20 protein-coding genes are annotated in these 20,524 nt (G+C 68.0%); 9 read left to right on the top strand and 11 right to left on the bottom strand.

Annotation, left to right across the window (positions count from 1 at the left end):
* Positions 1-4: 4 nt before the first annotated feature.
* A complete protein-coding gene (locus VZC37_RS10955) occupies positions 5-706 on the bottom strand; it encodes a ferritin-like fold-containing protein (protein ID WP_330432539.1) in 702 nt (233 codons plus the stop codon).
* A 329-nt stretch (positions 707-1,035) separates the two neighbouring features.
* On the opposite strand from VZC37_RS10955, the gene VZC37_RS10960 reads away from it, so the two are divergent.
* Both VZC37_RS10960 and VZC37_RS10965 read left to right on the top strand, forming a co-directional pair.
* Positions 1,036-2,643, top strand: coding sequence for a DEAD/DEAH box helicase (locus VZC37_RS10960; protein WP_330432540.1), 1,608 nt, complete (start codon positions 1,036-1,038; stop codon positions 2,641-2,643).
* 45 nt (positions 2,644-2,688) lie between these two features.
* Positions 2,689-3,981 carry an Rv3212 family protein gene (locus VZC37_RS10965; RefSeq protein WP_330432541.1) on the top strand — a complete coding sequence of 431 codons (1,293 nt, stop codon included), beginning with the start codon at positions 2,689-2,691 and terminating at the stop codon, positions 3,979-3,981.
* 24 nt (positions 3,982-4,005) lie between these two features.
* Here VZC37_RS10965 and VZC37_RS10970 read toward each other — a convergent pair whose 3' ends face one another.
* Positions 4,006-4,797: a ParA family protein gene (locus VZC37_RS10970; RefSeq protein ID WP_330432542.1), complete on the bottom strand. Its 792-nt coding sequence runs from the start codon at positions 4,795-4,797 to the stop codon at positions 4,006-4,008.
* Between the two features lie 76 nt (positions 4,798-4,873).
* Complete coding sequence (locus VZC37_RS10975) at positions 4,874-5,284, bottom strand: hypothetical protein (protein WP_330433119.1); 411 nt, start codon at positions 5,282-5,284, stop codon at positions 4,874-4,876.
* 189 nt (positions 5,285-5,473) lie between these two features.
* On the opposite strand from VZC37_RS10975, the gene VZC37_RS10980 reads away from it, so the two are divergent.
* Complete coding sequence (locus VZC37_RS10980; RefSeq protein WP_330432543.1) at positions 5,474-6,442, top strand: diacylglycerol/lipid kinase family protein; 969 nt, start codon at positions 5,474-5,476, stop codon at positions 6,440-6,442.
* Here the strand turns inward: VZC37_RS10980 and VZC37_RS10985 are convergent.
* Positions 6,355-7,662 (bottom strand): MFS transporter, encoded by a 1,308-nt coding sequence (locus tag VZC37_RS10985; protein ID WP_330433120.1) that lies wholly within the window; start codon positions 7,660-7,662, stop codon positions 6,355-6,357. The two genes, VZC37_RS10980 and VZC37_RS10985, sit on opposite strands and share 88 nt — an antisense overlap.
* A gap of 365 nt (positions 7,663-8,027) precedes the next feature.
* On the opposite strand from VZC37_RS10985, the gene VZC37_RS10990 reads away from it, so the two are divergent.
* Positions 8,028-8,282: a WhiB family transcriptional regulator gene (locus VZC37_RS10990; RefSeq protein ID WP_005170735.1), complete on the top strand. Its 255-nt coding sequence runs from the start codon at positions 8,028-8,030 to the stop codon at positions 8,280-8,282.
* Between the two features lie 129 nt (positions 8,283-8,411).
* Here the strand turns inward: VZC37_RS10990 and VZC37_RS10995 are convergent, their stop codons facing one another.
* Together VZC37_RS10995 and VZC37_RS11000 are read right to left on the bottom strand one after the other, a co-directional pair.
* Positions 8,412-9,923 (bottom strand): sensor histidine kinase, encoded by a 1,512-nt coding sequence (locus VZC37_RS10995; protein ID WP_330432544.1) that lies wholly within the window; start codon positions 9,921-9,923, stop codon positions 8,412-8,414.
* A gap of 82 nt (positions 9,924-10,005) precedes the next feature.
* On the bottom strand, positions 10,006-10,221 hold the full coding sequence (locus tag VZC37_RS11000) for a biotin/lipoyl-binding carrier protein (protein ID WP_330432545.1): 216 nt from the start codon (positions 10,219-10,221) through the stop codon (positions 10,006-10,008).
* An 87-nt stretch (positions 10,222-10,308) separates the two neighbouring features.
* Between VZC37_RS11000 and VZC37_RS24700 the strand changes: the two genes are divergently transcribed.
* Positions 10,309-10,383, top strand: coding sequence for a 50S ribosomal protein bL37 (locus VZC37_RS24700; protein WP_370452957.1), 75 nt, complete (start codon positions 10,309-10,311; stop codon positions 10,381-10,383).
* Between the two features lie 214 nt (positions 10,384-10,597).
* On the opposite strand, the gene rsrA is transcribed toward VZC37_RS24700, so the two are convergent.
* Together rsrA and VZC37_RS11010 are read right to left on the bottom strand one after the other, a co-directional pair.
* The gene (rsrA, locus tag VZC37_RS11005) at positions 10,598-10,921 is read right to left on the bottom strand and encodes a mycothiol system anti-sigma-R factor (protein ID WP_330432546.1); all 324 of its coding nucleotides are present in this window, start codon (positions 10,919-10,921) and stop codon (positions 10,598-10,600) included.
* Positions 10,918-11,799, bottom strand: a complete 882-nt coding sequence (locus VZC37_RS11010) for a sigma-70 family RNA polymerase sigma factor (protein ID WP_431309388.1) — start codon at positions 11,797-11,799, stop codon at positions 10,918-10,920. The genes rsrA and VZC37_RS11010 overlap by 4 nt, the downstream gene beginning before the upstream one ends.
* Positions 11,800-11,947: 148 nt before the next feature.
* Here VZC37_RS11010 and VZC37_RS11015 point away from each other — a divergent pair, with 148 nt between their 5' ends.
* Positions 11,948-12,442 carry an aminoacyl-tRNA deacylase gene (locus VZC37_RS11015; protein WP_330432547.1) on the top strand — a complete coding sequence of 165 codons (495 nt, stop codon included), beginning with the start codon at positions 11,948-11,950 and terminating at the stop codon, positions 12,440-12,442.
* Positions 12,443-12,521: 79 nt separating this feature from the next.
* Positions 12,522-13,328, top strand: coding sequence for an SOS response-associated peptidase (locus VZC37_RS11020; protein ID WP_330432548.1), 807 nt, complete (start codon positions 12,522-12,524; stop codon positions 13,326-13,328).
* A gap of 114 nt (positions 13,329-13,442) precedes the next feature.
* On the opposite strand, the gene VZC37_RS11025 is transcribed toward VZC37_RS11020, so the two are convergent.
* A complete protein-coding gene (locus VZC37_RS11025; RefSeq protein ID WP_330432549.1) occupies positions 13,443-14,933 on the bottom strand; it encodes a flavin-containing monooxygenase in 1,491 nt (496 codons plus the stop codon).
* 136 nt (positions 14,934-15,069) lie between these two features.
* Here VZC37_RS11025 and VZC37_RS11030 point away from each other — a divergent pair, with 136 nt between their 5' ends.
* Together VZC37_RS11030 and VZC37_RS11035 are read left to right on the top strand one after the other, a co-directional pair.
* Positions 15,070-15,492 carry a globin domain-containing protein gene (locus tag VZC37_RS11030; protein WP_330432550.1) on the top strand — a complete coding sequence of 141 codons (423 nt, stop codon included), beginning with the start codon at positions 15,070-15,072 and terminating at the stop codon, positions 15,490-15,492.
* Positions 15,493-15,550: 58 nt separating this feature from the next.
* On the top strand, positions 15,551-16,792 hold the full coding sequence (locus tag VZC37_RS11035) for an MFS transporter (RefSeq protein ID WP_330432551.1): 1,242 nt from the start codon (positions 15,551-15,553) through the stop codon (positions 16,790-16,792).
* Here the strand turns inward: VZC37_RS11035 and malQ are convergent.
* The gene (malQ, locus tag VZC37_RS11040) at positions 16,789-18,936 is read right to left on the bottom strand and encodes a 4-alpha-glucanotransferase (protein ID WP_330432552.1); all 2,148 of its coding nucleotides are present in this window, start codon (positions 18,934-18,936) and stop codon (positions 16,789-16,791) included. The two genes, VZC37_RS11035 and malQ, sit on opposite strands and share 4 nt — an antisense overlap.
* Positions 18,937-19,114: 178 nt before the next feature.
* Positions 19,115-20,494, bottom strand: coding sequence for an FAD-binding oxidoreductase (locus VZC37_RS11045; RefSeq protein ID WP_330432553.1), 1,380 nt, complete (start codon positions 20,492-20,494; stop codon positions 19,115-19,117).
* Positions 20,495-20,524 lie beyond the last annotated feature (30 nt).

The following is a 20,524-nucleotide window of genomic DNA, read 5'->3' on the forward strand; positions in this document are numbered from 1 at the left end:
CGACCTAACCGAGACCGAGGTCGCGCATGCGCTTGTCGTGTTCGGCGGTGATCGCGTCGAAGAAGCCCGCTATGCCGTTCAACGACGCCGATCCGGTGAACAACAGGTCGGTGACCTCCTCTTCGGCGGCGAGCACCCATTGGGCATGTGTGACCGCTTCGCCGAGCAGTCGGCGACCCCACAGGGTCAGCGGCGACTTGAGCGATGGGTTCGCGGCAACCGCGGCCGAGACCTGCTCGCGCGCGAAGTGCGAGTTGACGGTTTCGGCCATGACCTCTCGGATCACCGACTGCGCGTCGGCGGGCAGCGCACCGGAGACCTCGGTGTAAAAATCCGCCGCGAGCCCGTCGCCGACATACGCCTTCACCAACGCCTCGTACCAGGTCTTCGGCGTGGTCACCCGGTGATAGCGATCGAAGATCGAGCGGTAGCGCTCCACGGCCTGGGTCGGGTCGATGTCATGCGCGGAGACCTGCTCGGCGAGCGCATCGAAGTGCCGCATCTCCGACGCCGCCATCCGCGCGATGGCCACCTGACTGGCGACGTCCGGCGCCATCCGCGACTCGTCGACGAGCCGGTAGAACGCGGCGTACTCCCCGGCCAGCAATACCGCGAACAACTTGGCCACCGCACCGCCATATTCGCTGGTCACGGCGCTGGTTGGCGGATCGGGAGAAACCCCTGACGGGGGCGGCGCAGTCGACATGGTGGTGATGGTATGCGGGGTCCGGGCGTTCACCAAGTACACTTGACGACGGTGTACTGACGCGATCATGACGATCCGGTGCCGTTTCGTCCGGCGAACGCCGGTCGGACCGATTCGGATCACGCGCGGTCACCGGACAATGTGCGCGCACTCGTCGCCGGGCGTCGACGCCCGAGCGGAGCCACCACACAGTCACCGAAACCGGTTTGCGTGGTCCCTTCCGGACCCCGACGACGCGGTCCGACCAGGACCCTTCCGACGCAGACCGCTCGACCCCACTGTGGTGCCTTTCGTGCGTGCGGGAAATGCAGAAAGGCATACAACCTCACATGAGCGAAACCCCCGGGACCGATTCCCGAGACGACATCCAGACCACGATCGTCGACGAGACCCATACGTCGCCGACCTTCGCCGAACTCGGCGTCGACGACAAGATCGTCGCGGCCCTGACCGCCGACGGCAAGACCCACACCTTCGCGATCCAGGAACTCACCCTTCCGCTGGCGCTCAGCGGCGATGACCTCATCGGTCAGGCACGTACCGGCATGGGCAAGACCTTCGGGTTCGGCGTCCCGATGCTGCATCGGCTCGCGAACGCCGAGGCGTCCGGTCTCCGCGCCCTCGACAACACGCCGCGCGCGTTGGTGATCGTGCCCACCCGCGAGCTGTGCCTGCAGGTGACCGGCGACCTCGAGGTCGCCGCCAAGCAACTCGACGTGACCCTGGCCGACGGCACCACCCGTCCATTGAAGATCAGTTCCATCTACGGCGGCCGTCCCTACGACTCGCAGATCGCCGACCTCAAGTCGGGTGTCGACCTCGTCGTCGGCACGCCCGGCCGCCTGCTCGACCTGGCCCAGCAGGGTCATCTCATCCTCGGCAAGGTGACGATGTTGGTCCTCGACGAGGCCGACGAAATGCTGGACCTCGGCTTCCTCCCCGACATCGAGCGCATCATGGGCGCCCTGCCCACCCCGCGGCAGACGATGCTGTTCTCCGCCACCATGCCGGGCCCGATCGTCACCCTCGCCCGCACCTTCCTGCACCGACCCACGCACATCCGGGCCGAGCACGCCAACGACTCGGCGGTGCACGAGCGCACCACCCAGTACATCTATCGCGCGCACGCCCTGGACAAGGCCGAACTCGTCGCCCGCATCCTGCAGGCCGAGGGCCGCGGCGCCACGATGATCTTCACCCGTACCAAGCGCACCGCTCAGAAGGTCGCCGACGACCTCGGCGAACGCGGGTTCTCGGTGGGCGCGGTCCACGGTGACCTGGGTCAGGTGGCCCGCGAGAAGGCGCTCAAGCGGTTCCGCAACGGCGACATCAATGTGCTCGTCGCCACCGATGTGGCCGCGCGCGGTATCGACGTCGACGACGTCACCCACGTCATCAACTACCAGTGCCCCGAAGACGACAAGACCTACATCCACCGCATCGGTCGCACCGGTCGCGCGGGCCGCACCGGCATCGCCATCACGCTCGTCGACTGGGACGAGCTGCACCGGTGGGAGCTCATCGACAAGGCGCTCGGCCTCGAGGTACCCGAGCCCGTGGAGACCTACTCGACGTCGGAGCATCTGCGAGCCGAGCTCGGAATCCCGGAGTCGGCCACCGGCCGGATCGCCGCACCGAAGCAGTCCGCGGACCGCGAGGAGCGCCGCACCCGGCCCGAGCGGCAGAAGTCCGATCGGGTCCGGCGACGCACCCGGGGCGGCCGAAATGCGGACCCGAACTCGGCGGAGAAGACCGAGAAGACGGCCACGGCCGGATCCGACGGTGACGCCGCCGGCGCCGACTCGGCGGGCGATGGCGGATCCGGTCGCGGCGACCGGCCGCGTCGACGTCGCCGCCGCCGTGGTGGCGCCAAGCACTCGGCGACCTCGACCGACCAGCAGCAGGAGAAGACCGCCACCGTCGCGTCGGCCGAGTGACCGCTTCCGACTCGATCCAGATCGTTCGCGGCGACCGGAGCGCATGTGGCCCGAATCCGACCTGAGCGTCGCACGCCGGTCGACCTCGCGGTGACCGCTGCGATACTCGTCGCGATACTCGTCGCCGGGCTGGTCATCTGGGCCAACAGTCCGGTCCGGCAGTCCGAGAGTGTGCAGGCCGCCGCGCCGGTTCCCGAGGTCGAACCGTCCTCGGCGGTGCCCGCGAACCTCGCCCCCGCGTGGCGTGCACGCTCGTCGGCGACCCAGACCCCCGCGATCGCCGAGGCGACCGTCGTCACCGCCGACGGAGGTGCGGTGGTCGGGCGCGATCCGCAGTCGGGCCGCGAGGTGTGGCAGTACCGCCGCAATCTGGATCTCTGCGCGGTGATCGCCGCGTGGCCGTCGAGCAACAACAAGGTCCTCGCCGCATATCGCAATGCCCGCGGATGCGGAGAGGTCACCGCGCTCGACGCGTCGTCCGGCAGTCGCGCCGGGAGCCGTAGCAGCGACGCCGACGACCGCGTCCACCTGGTGTCGGACTCCGGATACGTTGTCTCCCAAGGCCCCACGCGGCTGGAGACCTGGGGTTCGAACCTGGTGCGAGGCATCGAATACGGTCGCGTCGACGCGCCCGTGAACCCAGGTGTGCAGCCCGGACGACAGGACTGCCTCCTGTACTCCTCGGCCGTGGGCGGCAGCCGGGTCGCGGTGATCGAACGGTGCGGCGACGAACCCGGCTACCGTTTGACGGTTCTCGGCGCCGTTCTCGACGACGACGAGGACGTCGAGCAACACGGGTCGTCGCTCATCACCGACGGCACCGATGGACCACCACCGGTCCTGATCGGAATGAGCAGCTCGGCCATCGCCATCTACGACGGCGGCGCGAACCCACCCATGCCGACGTCGGATGCCCCGGCGCCCGGGGCCCCCGCACCACCCACCCCGACGATCCGTCAGTTCACCACCGACGGGGTGCCCGCCGCCACGAACACCGTCAGCGGCACACCGGATCCGCCCGCCGGCGTCGCCGTCACCTCCGGAGGTCTGACCAGCTATTTCACCGGCGAGGCGACGGTCGTGATGGATGCCGCCAACCTCCGGCCGATCTATCAGGTTCCCGGGGCGATCGGGACCGGGGATGTCATGGCCGGGCAGCTACTGCTGCCGACCCCGGCAGGCGTCAGCGTTCGCGACGCCGCGACGGGCCGCGAACTGCGTGCCATCGCCCTGCCCCGAGACGGTCGCCGCGACGACCAGCCGGTCAGCCTGCGGGTGCTCGGTGCCACCGTCGTCGAACAGTGGGGAACGACCGTCCAGGCCTACCGACCGCAGTAGCGCGACGCGCTGCTGCACATGGGTTCACGCCATGTCGAACGTCGGGACCGGCGTCCCCGCTTCCCAGTGCTTCCACAGGTTCTCGGCCAGCTCGCGATAGGCGTTGGCGCCCTTGTTCTTCCTGCCCCGCATCACCGATGTCCCGGACGCCGACGCCTCCGCGAACCGCACGGTCCGCGGGATCGGCGGGTCGAGCACCGGGAGGTCGTACCGATCCGACACATCCCCGAGCACATCGCGGCTGTGCGTGGTGCGCGCGTCGTAGAGCGTGGCCACCGCGCCCAGGGTGGCCAGTCCGGGATTGGTGATCTGCTGCACCTCGTTGACGGTTCGCAGCAGTTGGCCCACGCCTCGATGTGCCAGCGTCTCGCACTGCAGCGGTACCACCACCTCGTCGGCGGCAGTGAGTCCGTTCAGGGTCAGCACACCGAGCGACGGTGGGCAATCGATCAGGATGACGTCGTAGTCCTCGGCGACCTCGGCGAGCGCACGTTTGAGCGCGTATTCGCGACCCGGCCGCATCAGCAGCAGGGCCTCGGCGCCGGCGAGGTCGATCGTCGCGGGCAGCAGGGTCACGTTGTCGTCGGTGTCGAGCAGGACGTCGGCGATCTCCTCCTCCCCGAGCAGCACGTCGTGAACCGACGACTCCAGTTGGTCTGGGTCGTGTCCGAGCGAAAAGGTAAGACAGCCTTGCGGATCGAGGTCGACGACCAGCACCGACACGTCGAGATCGGCCAATGCCGCGCCGAGCGACGCGACTGTTGTGGTCTTGGCGACCCCGCCTTTTTGATTCGCGATGGCCAGCATCCGGGTCATGGCCTCAACTGTACGGCCGATCACAACCGCAGTAGGTGATACGGACGTTACGACTGTCGCGTCGCGCGCGGGCAGGTCACCGTCGGCGCGACGAGGAGCCAGATCCGGCTGCGGGGTCGTCGGTGGTGTACTCCCCCACGAGCCAGCGCGTCGATGCGGGACTGAAGATCAGCACCAGTACCGCGAGGGCGGCGATCGCCAGCGGGATGCCGAACCACGGTTGGCCGCTGTCGGTGAGCAGGGCGTAGGCGACCGGGAGCAGCAGGATCTGGGCGACCACGGCGATCGCACGACCCCAGCGGCGCCCGGTCAACAGTGCGACCCCACCGATCAGGACGCCACCGCCGATGATGCCGAACCATGCGGCGGTGCCGTAGCCACTGATGAACGCCTCGCGATGCCCGGCGGCCTCCCGGATGGCCAGGACGATCGCGACGATGACGGCCACCAGACCTTCGAGTGCGGTGACCGCGCCGGCGGCCCGGATCGTCGTCGGGGGATTCGGTGTCGGGGGGTTCGGCGTCGCCGGGTCGTGGGACCCGTTCGGCTGCCGCTCGCCCTCGGGCGCCCGAGAGCCGCGTCGCTTCTTGCTCACTGCTCCAGACTATGGGGCCTCGACCAGCCGGGACACGGGCGGGTGCACGTCACACCGCCGCAACCAATATCGTGGGGTCTCGTGCGCATGATGCTCATCGTCAACCCCTTCGCCACGGCGACCACGCCCGCCGGGCGCGACGCGCTCGCGCACACCCTGAGTTCGCGGTTCGCCCTCGACGTCGAACACACCACACACCGCGGCCACGCGCGTGAGCTGGCCGAACGTGCGGTCGCCGAGAGCTTCGACGTCGTCGTGGTCCACGGCGGCGACGGATCGGTGAACGAGGCCGTCAACGGGCTGCTGGGTGCACCGGGCTCCGGCCACGATCCCGCCCGCCCGACGCCGAGGCTCGGTGTGATCCCCGGCGGCAGCGCCAACGTGTTCGCCCGCACGCTCGGCATCGAAGCCGATCCGCTCGCCGCGACGTCGCAGATCATCGGCCTGCTCGAATCCGGTCAGTGTCGCCGCGTCGGCCTCGGCCACACCGCCGACCGGTGGTTCCTGTTCAACACCGGGATGGGCATGGATGCCGTCGTCGTCCATGCGATGGAGCGCAAGCGCCATGCCGGCAAGCCGGCGACCCCGGCACGATACTTCTGGACGACGGTGGCCGCGTTCCTACGCAACGCCATGGACCGCTCGTCGTTCACCGTGGAGGTTCCCGACCACGAGCCCATCACCGGGGTCCGGTTCGGTTTCGTCTCCAACACCAGCCCGTGGACCTATCTCGGGGACTTCGAGATCCGCACGAATCCGACCACCGGCTTCGACAGCCGCCTCGGGCTGTTCGCCGCGACCTCCACCGGGGTGGCCCGCAACCTTCCGCTCGCCGCCCGGCTGCTCACCCATCGCACGCCGAAGGGCCGCCATCTCCACCGCGACGACGATGTGGCGTGGGTGCGGTTCCGGGCGGACGAGCCGATCGATGTCCAGATGGACGGCGACTTCATCGGCGCACATCACTCACTGGAGTTCGGGCATCGAGCCGATGCCCTGGTGGTGGTGGCGCCCGGAACGAACACCAGCGCGACGCCCAGGGCCACATAGGGAATCGCCGCGAGCGCGAACAACATCGTCGGCGGCAGCCACTGCGAACCCAGCGCCCACGATCCGAACGCCATCACCGCGACCACCTCCTCACCGACGCCGACCACCGAGGTGACCGTCGCCCGCACCCTCGACGGCACCCGGTCCTGCATCAACGCCTCCGCCATCACCGAGGACCACCCGAACACCCCGAACGCGAACGCCACCAGCACGATCCCCGCCGGGTGACCCGACGCCGCGCCCGCAGCCAGTGCCACCGCACCGGCCAGGAGCCACGGCGCCAGCCGTCGGGGTGACGGCCGACGCGCCCCGGTCCGTTCGGCCGCGAAACCTCCGCCGATGTCCCCCACGGCCACCACCACCATCAGCAGTGCGACCGCCTCCGCCGTCGAGGCTCCGCCCCACATCGCCTCCGCCAACAGAGGCAGGTACTCGTCGAGCGCCTCGACCCACGTCAGGGCGATCACCAGCACGAACAGTCGACGCAACACACCGTCGCGGCACAGGCGACGAATCATCGTCGACCGACTGATCCGGGAATCTGTGGTGTCGTTGTTGTCGGTGTCGTTGTTGTCGGTGTCGTCGCTGACGCGAGGGTCGGCATCCGCCCCATCAGCACGTCCAGGTGGTGCATGTTCTGGCAACATCCAGGACGCTCCGGCGCAGATGATGCACGCGACCACGCTCGCCGCCCCGGCCGCGTGGTAGCCGCCCCACGCCGCCAGCGGGACGGCGAGCATCGTGCCCAATAGGACGCCCAGCGCCGACATCGCGCGCATCCGCCCCGCCACCTGCGCGTAACGCAACGCCAGGCCGTGCGCGGCGAGGGTGTCGTAGACGAGGGCTTCCATTGTCCCCGAGCGCAGTGCCGAGCCGGCCGACCAGAGCACGAATCCGGCAGCGAATGCCGCGTAGGACGGCCACCATGTCCAGAGCGCGAAGCCCGCCGCGGTCACGAGCGGACCGATCACCAGGAGGGGACGGCGGGGCACCCGGTCGGCGAGGATGCCGGTGGGGATCTCGAACACGAACGAGCACACCGACCACAGGATGAACAGAGATGAGATGGCCGCGGGTGACAAACCGGCTCCGGCGACGTCGCGGTCACCGAACATCACCGCGTAGAGCGGGTACAGAGGGATGGCGTCCTCGGCCAGCGAGGCGATCGACGCCGCCGCGGTCAGTCGACCAGCAGGGTCAGATCGCGCCCGTGGGATCAGCCGGTGTGATGAGGATCAACATCGTCGACGTGGCATGTTTCACAGATTACCGGCACTGACTCGAAGACCACCAGGGATTTCTTACGCAGAGCTACGCAGATCACAGAATCTGCGACCACAACCGGAGTAGAGTAGTACATCGGTGCGCAACCAAGTGCAGGCACCCCCTCACGGGGATGGTCACCCAACAGTGATATTGCACACGTGTTAACGGAACACCATTGACTTCGCCTGGATTCGTGAAAGTATTCACAAGCAACAGTGCGGAAACATTCGGTGTGTCCGCGTGAACTATCGGTTACAGCCACAACAAACCAGACATTGGGAGTTGTCGAGTGGTGCGTCAAGCACCTGAAGGAGAAGGAATGGACTGGCGTCACAAAGCAATCTGTCGCGACGAAGACCCGGAACTGTTCTTCCCGGTGGGAACCAGTGGACCGGCCATCGCACAGATCGCTGATGCGAAGCTCGTCTGCGCCCGGTGCCCCGTCACGGCCGAATGCCTCTCGTGGGCCCTGGAGTCCGGTCAGGACGCAGGCGTCTGGGGAGGAATGAGCGAAGACGAGCGGCGCGCGCTCAAGCGACGCACCGCACGTACGCGGACGCGGAGCAGCGTCTGAGGGGTCCACAGCCCGAGTCGCCATCGCGACATCGAAGAGACCCGGCCCCGGCCGGGTCTCTTCGTCTGTGGGAGTAAAACATCTGATCGGCCGATTGCCGGAGTCGTTGAGCCCGAACCCATCCGCGTCTCAGCGGAGCGGGATCTCCACGCTCACTTCGGTTCCACGCCCCGTCGGGCTCGCACCCATGGTGAGCGTGCCGCCCAGCTCGATCGACACCAGCGTCTGGACGATCTGTAGACCAAGGCGATCGGACGAGCCGACGTCGAATCCGTCCGGAAGTCCGGACCCGTTGTCGCGCACCGCGATCAGCAGTCGGCGAACGTCCCGGTCGGCAACGATCTCGATCTGGGACTCCCCGGCCTCGCGGTTCGCGTCCGAGCCGTCGAAGCCGTGCTCGATGGCATTCTGGATCAGCTCGGTGAGCACCATCACCAACGGCATCGCGAGTTCGGCAGACAACACCCCTAGCCGATCACGATGTCGCACACCGACACTCGTGTCCCCGGACGCGACGTCCACCAGGATCGGGACCAGCCGATCGACCACCTCGTCGAGATCGACCTCCTCATCGACGCTGCCGGAGAGCAGCTCGTGGACGAGCGCGATCGACGCGACCCGTCGTACCGCCTCGGTGAGCGCCCCTCGCGCCTCCGGGTTGGCGGTGCGACGCGCCTGCAACCGCAGCAGGGCAGACACCGACTGCAGATTGTTCTTGACGCGGTGGTGGATCTCGCGGATCGTCGCGTCCTTGCTGATCAGCGCCAGATCCCGGCGTTTCACCTCGGTCACGTCGCGGATCAGGACCACCGCGCCCGTACCGATCCCCCTCGGCCGCAACGGCACTGCGCGGATCAGGACCGTGGCTCGACGGGCATCCGCCTCCATCCGCATCCCGACATCCCGGTACGGCGTCGCCGGGGGCGCCGACACCCCCGCCGCCGCGTCGATGACCGTCGCCACGTCGTCGGACTCGAACGGATCGGTCAGCAACGCGGTGGTGACCTCCGACAACCGCGTGTGCGTGAGCTCGGCGGTCCACCCCATCCGGTGGAATGCGGACAGGGCGTTGGGACTCGCGTAGACCACGATGCCGTTCGCGTCGACGCGGACGAATCCGTCGCCCGCCCGTGGTGTCGACAGCCCTCGTGGATTGCCCTCCTGATGTGGGAACGTCCCGTCCGCGACCATCTGGCACAGGTCGTTCGCGGAGTCCTGGTAGGCCAGCTCCAACGGCGACGGCAACCGCGGATGGGTGAGGTCCACCGCGCGGGTGAGAACCGCGATGGGACCGTCGGCACCCGGGAATCCGACCGGAACCGCCTCACGACGGATCGCGACCGACCCGAACCACTCCGGGTCCTCCTCGCGCAGGACCCGATCTGCGCGGACGGCGCGGTCGAGCTGCGGATCGTCGGCTACCGAGCCCACCTCATCGCTGGGGAACACCGTCGACGCGGTGTTGGGCCGGCACTGCGCAACGGTCACCATGTCGCCGTTCTCGGTCCGCACCGACATCAGAAAGTCGGCGAAAGAGAGATCGGCGAGCAACTGCCACTCGGCGACCAGCCGTTGCAAGTGGGCTGCCGCCGCATCGGACAGCTTGGTGTGTTCGGCGAGAAGATCCGAGAGCGTCGACATGGCCGGCGTTCAGCCACCACGGGCAGTGGTCGCGACGACGATCCCGGCGTCACTCGACGTCGGCATGGTCATCGACGGGTGTTCACTCATAGACGGCGATGATGTCGCCTGCCTGGATGACGTCGCCCACCTTGACCCTCACCTCGGCCAGCGTTCCCGCATCCTCGGCGAGGACGGGGATCTCCATCTTCATCGACTCGAGCAGGACCAGGGTGTCGCCGACATCGACGTGCTGGCCGGCATCCGCGCGTACCTCGAGCACACTTGCCACGATCTCCGCGACGACATCTTCTGCCATGCCCATAACCTAGCCCATGGGCGATTGGGATCAGGGCCCGGCGACATGGGACAATCGACGACGCACATCGTATGAAGGAGGTCCGTCATGGGTAAGCGCGGACGCAAGAAGCGCGCACGCAAGAAGAACGCTGCCAACCACGGCAAGCGTCCTAACTCCTGAGTCGTCGACTCTCGAGGGCTTTGCGTGTCGGGGTCGACTTCACGTCGACAGAACCCGAAAAAACGCCGAGAGCATCCACGTTTGGACTCGGAGAAGCGATTCTCTGAGCTGGGGTGGATGCTCTCGGCGTTTTTTCGGGTTCTGTCGACCGCCGTGGGGCGGGTTGGGAGGGACGGTCGCCGGCGTGGGGTGGGTTGGGAGGTGACCTTGCGTGTCAGTCCGCGGGGCCGGACTCGCGGACGATCACGGTGCGCCGGATCTCCACACGTAGCCGCTCACGCAGCCCCTCGGGGGCGTGGTCGCCGCCGCACTTGCGATTGATCAGCGTCTTGAGCTGCTGCTCGATGCCGTAGTGCGCGAAACACGACGGGCAGCTGTCGAGATGGGTCTGCAGCCGCGACCGCGCACCCGAATCGCACTCGTCGTCGAGGAGGAGCCAGACGTCCGCGAGCACCGCAGAGCAGTCGAGTTCGACGAACTCCGGGTCATCTGCCGCGTCATCCATCCGGGGGTCGTCGGAGCGGTGTGTGCTGCTCATCGCGCCACCCCGCTCTCCGACGCACGGGCTGACCGGTTGAACCCGCGCTCACGCGCGACGTCGGCCAGGAGGTCACGCAGCTGTCGGCGTCCGCGGTGCAGACGCGACATGACGGTACCGATCGGCGTGTCCATGATCTCGGCGATCTCCTTGTACGGCAGCCCTTCGACGTCGGCGTAGTAGACCGCCATCCGGAAATCCTCGGGCAATTCCTGCAGAGCGTTCTTGATGTCGTCGTCCGGCAGCGCCTCGAGCGCTTCCATCTCCGCCGAACGCAGCCCTGTCGACGTGTGCTCGGCCGTCGCCGCGAGCTGCCAGTCGGTGATCTCCTCGGTGGGATACTGCGCGGGCTGACGCTGCTTCTTGCGATAACCGTTGATGTAGGTGTTGGTCAGGATGCGGTAGAGCCACGCCTTGAGGTTCGTGCCCTCCCGGAACGAGGAGAACGCCGAGAACGCCTTGACGTAGGTCTCCTGCACCAGGTCCTCGGCATCTGCGGGATTGCGGGTCATCCGGAGCGCGGCCCCGTACATCTGATCCAGTAACGGCAGCGCATCACGCTCGAACCGCTCCGTCAGCGCCTCCTGCGACTCACCCGGATCCGCGCGGCGCGGGGCCTGCGAACCGGCACCGGCGGCGGGTGAGGAGGTGTCGTCGGCTGCGTCAGCGGGCGCCTGATCCTGCGACTCGGGTTCGACCACTACGATCCCTTCGGTGACGGCCTTGGCGACCGCCGATCCCGGCGCCCGCAACACCCACGGGGTGTCGGTCAAGCTTACCGATGACGTGTCGCCCGCGGGGCGGGGCCGGGACGGTTGCTGCGGGGAGGGGTGCCGAAGGACCGCCGAGGTGGGTTCGAGCAGACCGGTGTGACTCATCTGGCTGTTCGACCTTCCTTCCGAGTCGGGAAACGAGCAGGTGACGATAGGTGCGACGTCGACTACGGGCGTCGTCACATGGCTCAACAGCCGTGGCCCGACAAATGTTCCGGGTGCGAACCAACCGAACGGCAGAACGGAGATCCAGATGGGCGCGACGCCTGCGGTGACCGCGCTGGAGCGCGCGAAGATCACGCACTCCTTACATCGCTATCCTCACGACAAGACCAGCAACGCCTACGGCGAAGAAGCCGTCGCCGCGCTCACCACGACACTCGCCGTCAGCGCCGATCAGGTGTTCAAGACACTCGTCATCGACCTCGGCGGACCGCTCGCCGTCGCCGTCGTGCCCGTGCCCCGACGGTTGTCGCTGAAAGCAGCCGCATCGGCCCTGTCCGCCGTTGCCGGCGCGACCAAGGCCGCGATGGCCGACGAGAAGTCGGTCACCCGGTCCACGGGGTACGTCTTCGGTGGCGTCTCCCCCATCGGCCAGCGCACGCCGCTGCCGACGGTGGTGGACCGGTCCGCGCTGAACTGGCCGACGGTCTTCTGCAGCGCCGGGCGTCGGGGTCTGGAGGTGGAACTCGCGCCCGACGATCTGATCGCGGTCACCGAGGCCGTCGTCGCCGACATCGCGGTCTGACAGACCGCACCACCATCGCGCGCCCACGCCGCGCCCGCTCTGACCACACCGTGTCGGTGCGGCGTGTCAGCATGGAAGCATGTGCGGCAGATATGCGGTGACCACCGACCCGGCGAAGCTCGCCGCCGAGATCGACGCGGTCAACGAGGTCCCCGTTCCGTTGGATCCCGCCGCGAACGCCGCCTCTGGCGACACGAAGGCCGCCAACGATCAGGACGTCGCGCGCAGCGAGACGCCCCGGGCGCCCGGGCCCAACTACAACGTCGCCCCGACGACGACCATCATGACCGTCGTCCGTCGCCACGCACCGGACGATCCCGACGATGACCCGGCCCTGCGCATCCGCGCGATGCGGTGGGGACTGGTGCCGCCCTGGGCCAAGGAGGTCGGCAAGGGCCCGCTGCTGTTCAACGCGCGGGCGGAGAGTGCGGCGGAGAAGAGTTCGTTCCGGACGTCGGTGAAGTCGAAACGCTGCCTCATCCCGATGGACGGGTGGTACGAGTGGAAGAAGGGCCCGGCGGACGCCAAGGGCAAACCCACCAAGATCCCCTTCTTCATGTCACCGCACGACGGAACCCGCCTGTTCATGGCGGGCCTGTGGTCGGTGTGGCGCCCGAAGGACGCGCCGCGCGACGCCGCCGCCCTGCTGAGCTGCTCGATACTCACCACCGACGCGGTCGGCCACCTGCGCGACGTCCACGACCGGATGCCGCTGATCATGCCGTTCGACAACTGGGGACCGTGGCTCGATCCGGATCACACGGCGCCCGACGAGTTGTTCGCACCGCCGAGCGAGGCCGTCGCCGATGCGATCGACGTCCGCGAGGTGCCCCCGCTGGTGAACCGCGTCGCCAACAACGGTCCGGAGCTACTCGAATCGGTGTGAGCGTGTCGACTCCGCGACGTTTACGCACACCCTCCGACCAGACGCGCGGGCAGCAACTGAGCGTGTGGGTGGTGCCTGAGCGTTTCGGGCGCAGGTACCCCGACCGGCCGGGGCCTACCCGTAGATGTAGTCGTCGAGTGGGAAGCGATCCATCTCCCGCAGCGTCGAGAGCGTGGAACTGGGCCGTAGCAACGCCGCCTCACCATGCTGGTTGAAGTAGTAGCTGCGCGCCGAGGAGCAGTCCCCGTTGTAGAACACCGACGAGTCGAGCCGCTCGGTGACGCGGTCGAGGAAGGCGTCGTTGGCCTCCTCGGACACCTCGAAGGTGTCGTCCCCGCGTCGCGTCAGTTCGCCGAACAGGCGTCGGATGTGTTTCATCTGCCCTTCGATCGTCGTGAAGTACGACAGGCCGCTGTAGGAGTACGGACTGTTCAGGGACAGGAGATTGGGGAAGCGTGGCACCGAGATGCCCTCATAGGCCTGGAAACGGTTGTCCCGCCACCACTTCCCCAGGTCGCGGCCATCGCGACCGACGATCCGGAAGGCCGGGAAGTTCACCCCCCACAGATCGAAGCCCGTGGCGAGGACGAGAACGTCGATCTCGATCCGTTCGCCCGCGACGGTGACGATGGCATCCGGCTCGACGTGGTCGATCGAGTCGGTCTGGAGGGTGACGTGCGGGTTGTTGAATGACCGCAGATACGCGTTGGAGAACGTGGGGCGCTTGCACCCGAAGTCGTAGTCGGGCGTGAGCGCCTTGCGTGTCCGTCGATTCCGGACCTGCATGCGCAGGTGCGCCCGGGCGAGGAGTTCGGCTCCGCGATTCCCGGCCTTCGCCTGTTTGAAGTGCAGCACCCCGAACACCATCAGCGCCTCGAGCGCCGCCGTGTTCGCCAGCCGAGCGGCACGCTGAGTGATGGGCAGCCGCGCGAAGATCCGCTGCACGACGTTCGGGATCGGGAAGTCCACCTTGGGCACAACCCAGATCGGCGTCCGCTGAAAGACCGTCAGTTGCCGTGCCTGACGGGCGATCTCGGGGATGAGTTGCACGGCGGTCGCACCGGTGCCGACGACGGCGACACGCTCGGAGGTGAAGTCGTGGCCGTCCTGCCATGCGGTGGTGTGGATGACCCGCCCACGAAACGACTCCATCCCGGCGAAGTCCGGGGTGTGGGGCTGTGAGAGGAATCCGGTGGCGGTCACCAGATAGCGGCACGTTCGCTCGGCGCCGTCGGCGGTGCTGACGTGCCAGACACGTTGTGTGTCATCCCATTCCGCCAGCGTGACGGTGGTGCCGAACTCCATGTGGCGCTTCAGGTCGTAGTGGTCGGCGATGTGTTCGGCGTAGCGCTTGAGCTCTGCGCCCGGGGCGAACAGCCGCGACCAGTACGGGTTCGGCGCGAATGAGTACGAATAGGTCACCGACGCGATGTCGACGGCGAGCCCCGGGTAGTGGTTGACGTGCCACGTACCGCCCAGATCCTGCTCACGTTCGAGGATCGCGATGTTCTCGAACCCGAGTCGCTTGAACTCGATACCGGCACCGAGGCCGCCGAAGCCGGCTCCGACGATCACCACGTCGTGGTCGGGCTGTCGCATTCTCATCGCTCCCCGCGTAGGCACACTTGAGTGTTACTCACTGACACGGTAATCGACGTCCGGTTTCCCGACCAGCCCCTGCCGAACGGGTTTGTGCCGCGCTGGTAATGGTCCGGTAACAGCAGGTCACGAGCATCGTCTGATGGACAAGAACCTCCTCGAACACAGCCTCGCCCTCGTCGACCTACCCGACGACGGTCTCACCGTCCGCTTCTACGAGATCCTGTTCGACCGTCACCCCGAGGTCCGACCCATGTTCGCGCGCGGCATCCGTCAGCAGGCCGGCATGCTGCGCACCGCCGTCATCGCGGTGGTCGATCATGTCGACGATGCCGAATGGCTGCAGTCGACTCTCGGCACCCTCGGTCGGCGCCATGCCGAGTTGGGGGTCACCGAGCCGATGTATGGCGCGGTGGCCGAGTGCATGATCGCCGCGATGTCGGAGATCGGTGGACCGCGGTGGACCACGGAGATGACGGCCGCGTGGTCGGAGGCGTTGACCGCCGTCGCGTCACTGATGCTCGCCGCCTACCCGACCGCCGACGACGCGTCCGGTGCGGCCTGAGCGGGCCCTTCTGCGATGGCGAGGGAATAGCGCCGGGCGCGCCGACGCTGGCACAGACATGCCACAGACCGGGAGCCGTGCCCAGGCGTCTGTCGACCGTCGGCGCCCATCGACCGGGCGGTCGTTCGCCTCGGCGGTACTCGCGTTCGCGGTGGTCATGCTCGGGACGACCCTGCCCACCCCGCTGTACGCGATCTACTCGACGGAACTCGGTTTCGGTGTCGCGACCACCACGGTGATCTTCGCGATCTACGCGGCGGGCGTGATCTTCGCGCTCATCGTGTTCGGCCGCTGGTCCGACGTCGTCGGCCGCCGGCCACTCCTTCTCGCCGGCGCACTGTTGTCCGCGGCGAGTGCGGTGGTGTTCATCACCGCCGGCCCGGTGTGGCAGCTGATGGTCGGGCGCGTGCTCTCCGGACTGTCCGCCGGCATCTACGCCGGCGCCGCAACCGCAGCGGTGATCGAACTGGCGCCGCCGAAGTGGCGTGGCCGTGCCCCCGCGATCGCGACCGCCGCCAACATCGGCGGCCTCGGGCTGGGCCCGCTGATCGCCGGACTCCTCGCCCAGTTCGCCCCCGCACCACTGCATCTGGTGTTCGCCGTCAATCTCGCGATCCTGGTGCCCGTCCTCGTAGGTATCTGGTTCATCAGCGAACCCGTCGACGTCGCGGCGGGCGCACGGCTGTCGGTACAACGGCTCTCGGTTCCCGCCGACGTGCGCGGTGTGTTCGTGCGTGCGGCGATCGCGGCATTCGCCGGCTTCGCCGTGATGGGCACGTTCACCGGTGTGACGCCCTCGTTCGTGTCGCATGTCCTCGGCATCGACAGTCATGCCGTCGCCGGAATCCTCGTCGCGGTCCTGTTCCTGTCGTCGGCGCTCACCCAGATAGCGGGCCGGCCCCAACCGACGGAACGGTCACTGGTGGTGGGGTGCGCGATCCTCGTCGTCGGGATGGTCGTGGTGATCGCCGGACTGCTCGCCGAGTCGCTGGCCATCCTGATCGCCGGTGCGGTGGTCAGCGGTATCGGTCAGGGGCTGTCGTTCAGCAAGGGCCTGGCCGCGGTGGTCGCCGCCAGTCCATCGAACCGTCGCGCCGAGGTGACCTCCACGTACTTCGTGGTCGCCTACGTGGCCATCTCGGTGCCGATCGTCGGTCTGGGCTTCGCCTCGACCCAGTGGGGCCTGCGGACATCCGGCGTCGTCTTCATGGTCGCGGTCGGCGTGCTGGCCCTGATAGCACTGGCACTCACCGTGCTCGCGGTCCGGTCGGAGCGGCGCCAGGAGCAGTCAGGGCACTAGTTCGACCCGACGCCCTGTTCGACGAGGGCCGACACCAGGCTCGCGAACCGTGCGTTGGACGCCAGGTCCTCGACCAGCACCACCTCACCGTTCTCGTCGGCGAGCGGAATGCACCAGTTGGGGTACTGCGACGAATCGGTGCCCGGCTGATTCTGGATGCGCCGCTCCCCGACCGCGTCGACGAGCGCCACCCCCAGCAGGACCGACGGCGTCTGCGCGATCAACCGGTAGAGCGCCTCGACGGTGATCTGATCGGTCAACGGCGCGTCGGGGGCGAGCAGGCCGCGACGTCGCGCGAGTTCCAGGATGGCGTCGCGGTCCTTCTCGTCGCGGGCTCGCTCGGCCTCCTCCCCGGAATCCAGCAGCCCTAGGCGTGACCGCAGCTCGATGTGATCGCCGGCCAGATAGCCCAGCGTGGGCGGCAGGTCGTGGGTCGTCACCGACGTCAGACACAGCTGTCGGTACTCCTCCGGCGGCACCGGGGCGTCGGGCCCGTGCTCGAACCAGAGGATCGAGGTGCCCAGGATGCCGCGCTGCGTCAGCGCCTCCTGCACGTGGCGTTCGAAGACGCCGAGATCTTCACCGATGACCACGGCGCCGGCCCGCTGCGCCTCCAACGCCAGGATGCCGATCAGGGCGTCGTGGTCGTACTGCACATAGGTGCCGTGCGCCGCGCTCTTGCCGTCGGGAATCCACCACAGCCGGAAGAGTCCCAGGATGTGGTCGACCCGGAGGCCACCGGCGTGACGCAACACGGTCCGCAGCATGTCCCGATAGGGCTCGTAGCCGGCCTCGGCGAGTCGTCGGGGGTCCCACGGGGGTTGATCCCAGTTCTGCCCCTGCTGATTGAAGCCGTCGGGTGGAGCGCCGACGGTCGCGCCCCGGGCGAGGACGTCACCGAGCATCCACACGTCCGCGCTGTGCCGGGCCACCCCGACGGCGAGGTCGGCGACGATCCCGATACGCATCCCTGCCGACAACGCCGCGCGCTGCGCCGCGGCCAACTGTTCATCGCAGATCCACTGCAGCCACATGAAGAAGTCGACCCGGGCGGCGAGCTCTTTGCGTTTGGTCTTGACGAATTCCGGGTCCTGCAGCCGAGTGGCCCACTCGGGGCTGTCGGCCCCGTAGTGCTCGGCCAGCGCGCACCAGGTGGCGAACCGTCGCAGACCTTTGCCCTCGCGTCGGCGGAACGCCCGGAAGTCGTAGTCACGCTCCTCCGAACGCGGCTGCCGGTAGATCACCTCCAGCGCACTCATCTTTGCGCGGAATGACTTGTTGCGCTTGATCTTCCTGGTCTTGAGGTTCTCGTCGAAGAACTCCCGCTCCATCGCCTTCAGCTGCTTGCGGACCCGCTTGTCCAGTCCCGCGACCTCCGGGATGTCGCCGACCCGGATGTAGAGCGGGTTCACGAACCGCCGGGTCACGGGCAGATAGGGCGACTGCTCGATGGGCGGTGTCGGCTGGGCGGCGTGCAGCGGATTGACCTGAACGAAGTCCGCACCGTGGCTGCTCGCCGCGGCTTCGCAGATCCCGGCGAGGTCGGCGAAGTCGCCGACGCCCCACGAGGTGGACGAGCGCACCGAGTACAGCTGTACGGCCAGGCCCCACCTGCGCTTGCCGAGGAGGTCGTCCGCGGTGGAGAGGCGTCGTGGGGTGACGATGAGCGGACGGTCGGCGGTCATCTCGGAGACCGGGTCGAAGGCGTGGACCCGGTGGTAGCCCGGCGCGAGGTCGGCGGGGATCTCGAAGGTCGCGCGCCCGACGAGCACGCCGTCGACCTCCCGCGGGTCCACCCGTTCATCGACCTGCTCCGGTGCGACGGTGTCGCCGCTCTCCGTGACGATCCACACGTGTACCGGATTCCAGTGCGGGACATGGACGACGAACCGCGCTGCGGCCGCCTCGACCGCGACCGTCACGTTGGGCAGCATCATGCGCCACGGCTCGTCATCGAGGATGGCGTGCGCCGCCACGATCTCCTCGGGCGTGCCGGCAGACACCCCGAGGCACTCGAGGACCGCGACAATGGTCTCCGAACTCACCTCATGGTCGAGTTCACCCCATCCCACGTAGCGGTCGGCGACGCCACATCGTCGTGCCAATGCCACCAGGTTTCCGCGCGCCCCATCGTCGGTCGTCACGGATGAATCGTCTCAGGATTCCGCCGGTTGCGCGCGACACGAGTCGGCATGAACCGGGTGTGGTCCACCGATCCGGGGTTCCGTCGACGCGATCCAGGGTTCCGTCGGCGCGATCCGAGGTTCCGTCGGCGCCATTCGGGGTTCTGTCGGCGCGATCCGGGGTTCTGTCGGCGAGGCGTCAGCCGAAGATCACGCCCGGGTTGAACCGTCCGTCGGGGTCGAGGGCGGCCTTGATCGCGCGCATCGCGGCCAGGTCGACCTCGCTGCGACCCAATCCGGTCCAGGGCACCTTCGCGCGACCGATCCCGTGTTCGGCGCTGATGCTGCCACCGTTGGCGGCGACGATCCCGAACACCCGGCCGGTCAACTCCTCGACCCGATCCTCGGGCACATCGAGGAGATTGACGTGGATGTTGCCGTCGCCGACGTGCCCGAACAGGATCGGTCGACACGGATGGTCGACCAGGTCGGCGACGGCCCCGAGTTCGGCCAACGCCTCGGGAAGCGCCCGGATGGGCACGGACACATCGAGTTTCACCACGGGAGTGACCGACGACCGCGAGATGGCCTCGGTGTGCTGTTCACGTGACGCCCACAGGTCACGGGCCGGGCCCGGTTCGAGGACACCGTCGACCACGTCGGCCTCGTCGAGCACACCGACGACGACCTCTTCGATGTCGCCGGTGCCCGATACCTCGATGAGGGTGTAGAAGGGTGCGGTTGCCGCCACGGGACGCCGCACTCCGTGGTCGTGCACGAGATCCAGGCCGGCCTCGGTCATGATCTCGGCGGCCTCCACGGTCAGGCCGCGCTCGGCCATCGTGTCCAGGAGCGTGAAGATGTCTTCGACGTGGCGCACCGCGGCCACGGTCACGACCGTCTCGGCGGGTGATGCGACGAGACGGAACAGCACCCGGGTGATCACCGCGAGCGTGCCCTCGCTGCCGGCGAGCAGACCGGGCAGGTCGTATCCCACGTTGTCCTTCACCAGCGAGGTCCAGCGCCGCAGTACCCGCCCGTCGGCGAGTACCGCCTCGATCCCGAGCACCTGACGACGTGTGTTGCCGTGCCGGATCATCCGCACCCCGCCGGCATTGGTCGCGACAACACCTCCGGCCGTCGCCGACTCCCGGGAGGCGAGGTCGACGGGAAACGCCAACCCGCATTCGCCTGCGGCACGGTCGATCTGGTCGATGGTGGCACCGGCCTGCACGCCCACACACCGGCCAACGGTGTCGACCTCGTCGATGTCGACCATGCGAGAGGTGCTCAGCACGACCCGCGGCGCAGGGTTGTCGGCAGCAGCCGGCGGGACCGATCCACCCACCAAACCGGTGTTGCCACCCTGCAGCCACAGGGTGGCCCCCGCATCGGCGCACGCCGAGACGATCGCGGCCACCTCGTCGGTGGTGCGCGGACGGACCACCGCATCCGCGGACCCGGTCCAGCGCCCGGTCCAGTCGGTCAGATACCCGGCCATCGCGTCGTGGTCGGTGAGCACATGGCCGTCGGTGACGACGGAACGCAGCGTCGTCAGCAGCGCGTCGGAACCGGTCATCGTTCGATTGTCGGCGAGATCCGTTCGTAT

Origin of the sequence: Gordonia sesuvii, from assembly GCF_036350415.1 — a bacterium.
GTDB classification, from domain to species: Bacteria; Actinomycetota; Actinomycetes; order Mycobacteriales; family Mycobacteriaceae; genus Gordonia; species Gordonia sesuvii.